This is a genomic window from Streptomyces flavofungini (genome assembly GCF_041028215.1).
GTDB lineage: Bacteria > Actinomycetota > Actinomycetes > Streptomycetales > Streptomycetaceae > Streptomyces > Streptomyces flavofungini_B.
Genome location: NZ_JASKYR010000643.1, coordinates 1 through 4,716 on the forward strand (window position 1 = coordinate 1; position 4,716 = coordinate 4,716).

Genomic DNA, 4,716 nt, shown 5'->3' on the forward strand with positions numbered 1-4,716 from the left:
GTCCACGGGACGGGCGATAGCATCGCAGGCGGGGAGCGCTCCCCGCTTGCCCTGCCGGGGTCCGCCCGGCCATGCCCGGCCGGTGCGTCCGCCCCGCCGGACCCACCACCCGACAAAGGACGGCAGATGACCGCCGGCGCAGATCCCGCACCCCCACGACGCCGCGACGCCCGCCGCAACCGGGAGCTGCTCGTGGCGGCGGCCCACGAGGTCTTCGCTCGAAGCGCCGCTCGACGTCATCGCTCGCAGGGCGGGCGTGGGCAACGCGACGCTGTACCGGCACTTCCCCAGCCGCGCCGCCCTCATCGACGCGGTCTTCAGCGATCCGCTGACCGACACGATGGACGCGGGCGAGCGGGCCCGCACCGCCCCGGACGCCTGGTCGGGACTGACCGGCTACCTCGAAGCCGTCTTCACCGTGCTCGCCACCGACCGCGGCACCAACGACCTGATGACCACCCACCTCCAAGGCATCGCCGCCCTGGAGGCCGTGCACGCGCACAATCGCGAGACGGTCGAGCTGCTCCTCTGCCGCGGCAGGGCCGAGGGCGTCATCCGCTCCGATGTCACCACCGAGGACGTCCTGTTCGCGCTGGCGGCGCTCGGCCGCGCCGTCCCGGCCCTGACGGCCGCGGCGGCCCCGGAGTCCTGGCGCCGCCCGCTCACCCTGCTCCTGGACGGCCTGCGCGCGGCGGACGCCGCGCCACCGCTGCCCGACCCCGCCCTCACCCCCGAGCAACTCGGTTCCGTACTGGGTGAGTTGGGGCCGCAGAGGCCGGGACCGGGCGGCGCACGGTAGGGCTGTCCCCCGGCCGGAATCGGGGGCTGCCCGCAGCGAGACGGAGCGGTCGCGCGGCCTAGCGTGCCGTGCATGCGTATGACTATCTGTGGGCGAGCAGCCATAGCCGGGGGCGCGATGCTGGCCGTGGCGGCGGGAATGGCACCCATACCGGCGGCGGCGGACACGGCGGTCGGCGAGTCGACGAAGCTCGGGCGGTACTCCACCCAGTCCATCGACTGGCACGACTGCGCGCTGGGCCCCGACGACACCTCGGGCAAGCGACTGGACGACGCGGGCGCCCGGTGCGCCGATCTCACCGTGCCCCTCGACTACACCGACCCCGGCGGCCGGACGATCACCATCGCCGTCTCCCGGCTGCGCGGCGACCGCACCACCCGGCACGCGAGACCGCTGCTGCTCAACAACGGCGGCCCGGGCGGGGCCAGTCTCGACATGCCGCTGACCGTCGGCGAGGCGATGGGAGAGGTGGCCGAGAAGTACGACCTCATCGGCGTGGACCCCAGGTTCGTGGGCCGTTCGACGCCGCTGGACTGCGGCTGGGACATCGGCTCCACGGTCGTCTCGGCCGGGGAGAGCCACGCCTCGTTCCGGCGCGAGGCCGCCCGTCAGCGCGACCTCGCCGAGCGGTGCCGCCGTACGAACGGCGATGTGCTGCCCTACGTCAGCACCCGCAACACCGCGCGCGACATGGATGTCGTACGGGCCGCGCTGGGGGCCGGGAAGATCTCCTACCTCGGTTACTCGTACGGGAGTTACCTCGGACAGGTCTACACCGAACTGTTCCCGGGACGCACCGACCGCATGGTGCTCGACGGTGTCATCGACCCCGCCCGCTACAACCAGTCGCTGCTCGCCGACGCCACCGGAGCCAACGAGCGGGCCCTGCGCTCCTGGGCCGCGTGGACCGCTGCCCGGCACGACACCTACGCCCTCGGGCGCACCACCGACGCGGTCCTCTCCACCGTGCGCCGCGTCCAGCGGGCCGCGGTCGACAAGCCCTTGCGGGTGGGCGAGTTCCGCCTCGACGAACACCTCGTACCGCTGCTCTACTTCGGCATGCTCGGCAGTGACCTCGACGCGACACGCGCCGAACTGGCCGCCGCGACCCGCGTCCTGACCCGCGCCGCCGACCGCGAGCCCGCCGAGCCGAACGCCGTGCTGAGCGAGGTCCTGACGGGGCTGACCACCAAGGCCGGTTCGGCGCAGGGCAGTGTGCAGGCCGCCATCCTGTGCGGGGACGTCGCGGCCAGGCGCGGCACCGGGAGCTACTGGCGCGACATCAAGGCCGCCCGCGCCAAGGCCCCCTTCGCCGCTCCCCTGGCCTACAACGTCAACGCCTGCGAGTTCTGGGACGCACCGGCCGAACAGCCGACCGTGGTCGACAACGACGTCCCGGCCCTGCTGGTCAACGCCACGGGTGACCCCCGCACCGTCTACTCGGGGGCGCGCCGGGTGCGCGAGCGGTGGTCGCGCTCGCGCCTGGTGACCGTCCCCGGCGCCCTCCAGCACGGGATCTTCGGCGAGTACGGCAACACCTGCGCGGACCGGCAGGTCAACGCCTATCTGGCCGACGGCCGGCTCCCCGGCCGGGATGTGACCTGCCGCGGTCAGACCCCGCCCACCGGCACCGGCGCCGGGACGCCCGGTGTAGTCCCGACGCGGGGCCAGGGCCTCAGGCCTTGACCGGCGGCGCGGGGGCGAGCGTGGCCGCCTCCGACGCCAGGTGGTCCCGCTCCGCGTCCGGGTCGATGAGGCGGTTCAGTCGGGCCGGTACGTCGAAGCCGACCAGCAGGACCACGATGACCGTGCCCGCGAAGGTCAGGACGGCGAGGGACTGGCCCAGGTTCATGCCGGAGGCGAGGTGGGCGCCGAGGACCGGGGCGACCGCTCCGCCCAGCGCGCCCACGTTGTAGGTGAAGCCGAGCGCGGCGCCCCGGGTCCTGGTGGGGAAGTGGCCGCCGATGTAGCGCGGCAGCAGGCCGGAGACGCCGAAGCTGGTCGCCTGGAGGAGGAAGAGCAGGATGCCGAGCAGCAGCAGGTTGTCGCGTACCGCGAAGACCGGGTAGACGAAGGCCAGGGAGGCGAGCAGCGTCAGCGCGTACGCCTTCTTCGCGCCGATCCGGTCGCCGAGGAAGCCCGCCGTCCAGCAGCCCGCCATGGTGCCGAAGCCCGCGAAGTACAGGACGTCGGTGACCTGGTCGGTGGTGTAGCCGAGGTCGGTCTTGAGGTAGGTGGGCAGCAGCGCCTGGATGGGCCAGGAGTACAGGAACGCGAAGAACAGCGTGACGATCATCGAGAGGTACAGGGCCCAGCCGCGCCTGCCGCCGAGCTGCACGGCGAAGGCGGCGAGCGAGAGGCCCGCGACGACCGACAGGACGGGCACCATGCCCTCGCCCGCCGGGGTGAAGACCATGAACAGGGAGAGGGTGGCGAGAACGGTCAGGGCGGCGTTGGCGGTGGCCCGGCCGCGGGTGGCGAACAGGGGGCGGAACGGGTTGGGCTTGGCGCCCTTGTCCGCGACCTGCTCGCTCCACTCCGCGGCCTCCGGCAGCGCGCGCCGCATCCACAGCGCGACGGCGATCGGGATCAGGCCCAGGTAGAACATCCACCGCCAGCCCAGCGAGGGCACCACCCAGTTGTAGATCTGCGCGGCGAGCACCGAGCCGACCGAGAAGCCGGAGATGAGGAAGCCGCTGGCCCGGCTGCGCAGCTTGGCGGGCCAGCTCTCCATCACATAGGTGGCGCTGGCGCTGTACTCACCGGCCATGCCCATGCCGATGGCGAGCCGGGCGGCGAAGAGGCTGTGGTAGTTCCAGGCGAAGCCGCAGGCGAAGGTGCCCAGGGAGTAGAGCAGGATGCTCAGCACCATGGAGGCCTTGCGGCCGTACCGGTCGCCGAGGGCGCCGAGCACGGCGCCGCCGAGCCAGCGGGTGATGAACGCGCCGGAGATCAGGCTCGCGGCCTGGACGGTGCTCAGGTCGAACTCGTCGCTGATCTCCGTGAGGACCAGGGTGATCAGGACGAAGTCGAAGCCGTCGAGGACATAGCCGATCCAGGCGGCGAAGAACGACTTCCACTGGGTGCCGCTGATCTCGCGGTACCAGCGGGGCGCGGCGGGTGATGAGGTCTGCACGGTGACTCCATGATGCGGGGCGGTGCTCGTCCTTGAGCGGACCGGTCGCCTGAGTGGGGCAAGGCAGTACGGGGGTTCGGTCAGTTTCCGGTGAGGGCCGCCGCGAAGCGGGCGGTGAGGGCCGTGGGGGCGGTGATGGCGGTGCCGACGACGACGCTGTGGGCGCCGCGGGCCAGGGCTTCGGCGGCCTGCTCCGGGGTGTGGATGCGGCCCTCGGCGACGACGGGGGTGTCCGTCGCGGCGGCCAGGGCGCCCACCAAAGCGAGGTCGGGCCCCTGCTGTCGCGGTGTGCCGGGTACGTAGCCGGACAGCGTGGTGGAGATGAGGTCGGCGCCCTGCGCGGCGGCGGYCAGGCCTTCGGCGAGGGTGGCGACGTCCGCCATCACGAGCGCCCCGGCCGCGTGGACGGCGGTGACGAGGTCGGCGAAGGCGGAGCCGTCGGGGCGCGGCCGGTCGGTGGCGTCGGCGGCGACGACGGCGGCGCCCGCTTCGGCGACGGCCAGGGCGTGGCGGACGGTCGGGGTGATGTAGACGCCSGTGTCGCCGTCCTTCCACAGGCCGATGACCGGCAGGCCGACGGCGGCGGTGACCGCGGCGACGACGTCGGGTTCGTTGGCGCGGATCGCGGCGCCACCGCCCGCCGCCGCCGAGCGGGCGAGCCGTACGAGGGTGGCGGTGTCCCGCATCGGGTCACCGGGCGGTGCCTGGCAGGAGACGATCAGTCGGCCCCGGAGCGCGTCCGAGAGGCCGGACGCGGTCCATGTCCGCCGCGGTGAGGGGG

Annotated in this window: 3 protein-coding genes and 1 pseudogene; 2 read left to right on the forward strand and 2 right to left on the reverse strand. The window is 73.3% G+C overall.

Annotation, left to right across the window (positions count from 1 at the left end; all coding sequences use genetic code 11):
• Positions 1-126: 126 nt before the first annotated feature.
• Together AB8Z36_RS31620 and AB8Z36_RS31625 are read left to right on the forward strand one after the other, a co-directional pair.
• A pseudogene (locus AB8Z36_RS31620) lies at positions 127-799 on the forward strand (TetR/AcrR family transcriptional regulator).
• 72 nt (positions 800-871) lie between these two features.
• Complete coding sequence (locus tag AB8Z36_RS31625) at positions 872-2,485, forward strand: alpha/beta hydrolase (protein WP_369216821.1); 1,614 nt, start codon at positions 872-874, stop codon at positions 2,483-2,485.
• Here AB8Z36_RS31625 and AB8Z36_RS31630 read toward each other — a convergent pair.
• Together AB8Z36_RS31630 and AB8Z36_RS31635 are read right to left on the reverse strand one after the other, a co-directional pair.
• Positions 2,475-3,935, reverse strand: coding sequence for a sialate:H+ symport family MFS transporter (locus AB8Z36_RS31630; RefSeq protein ID WP_369216822.1), 1,461 nt, complete (start codon positions 3,933-3,935; stop codon positions 2,475-2,477). The two genes, AB8Z36_RS31625 and AB8Z36_RS31630, sit on opposite strands and share 11 nt — an antisense overlap.
• An 80-nt stretch (positions 3,936-4,015) precedes the next feature.
• Positions 4,016-4,657 (reverse strand): N-acetylmannosamine-6-phosphate 2-epimerase, encoded by a 642-nt coding sequence (locus AB8Z36_RS31635; protein WP_369216823.1) that lies wholly within the window; start codon positions 4,655-4,657, stop codon positions 4,016-4,018.
• Positions 4,658-4,716: the final 59 nt, after the last annotated feature.

Bases quoted from the DNA above. Each gene is read 5' to 3' on its own strand.
- AB8Z36_RS31625 (WP_369216821.1), top strand. From the start codon at position 872: ATGCGTATGACTATCTGTGGGCGAGCAGCCATAGCCGGGGGCGCGATG.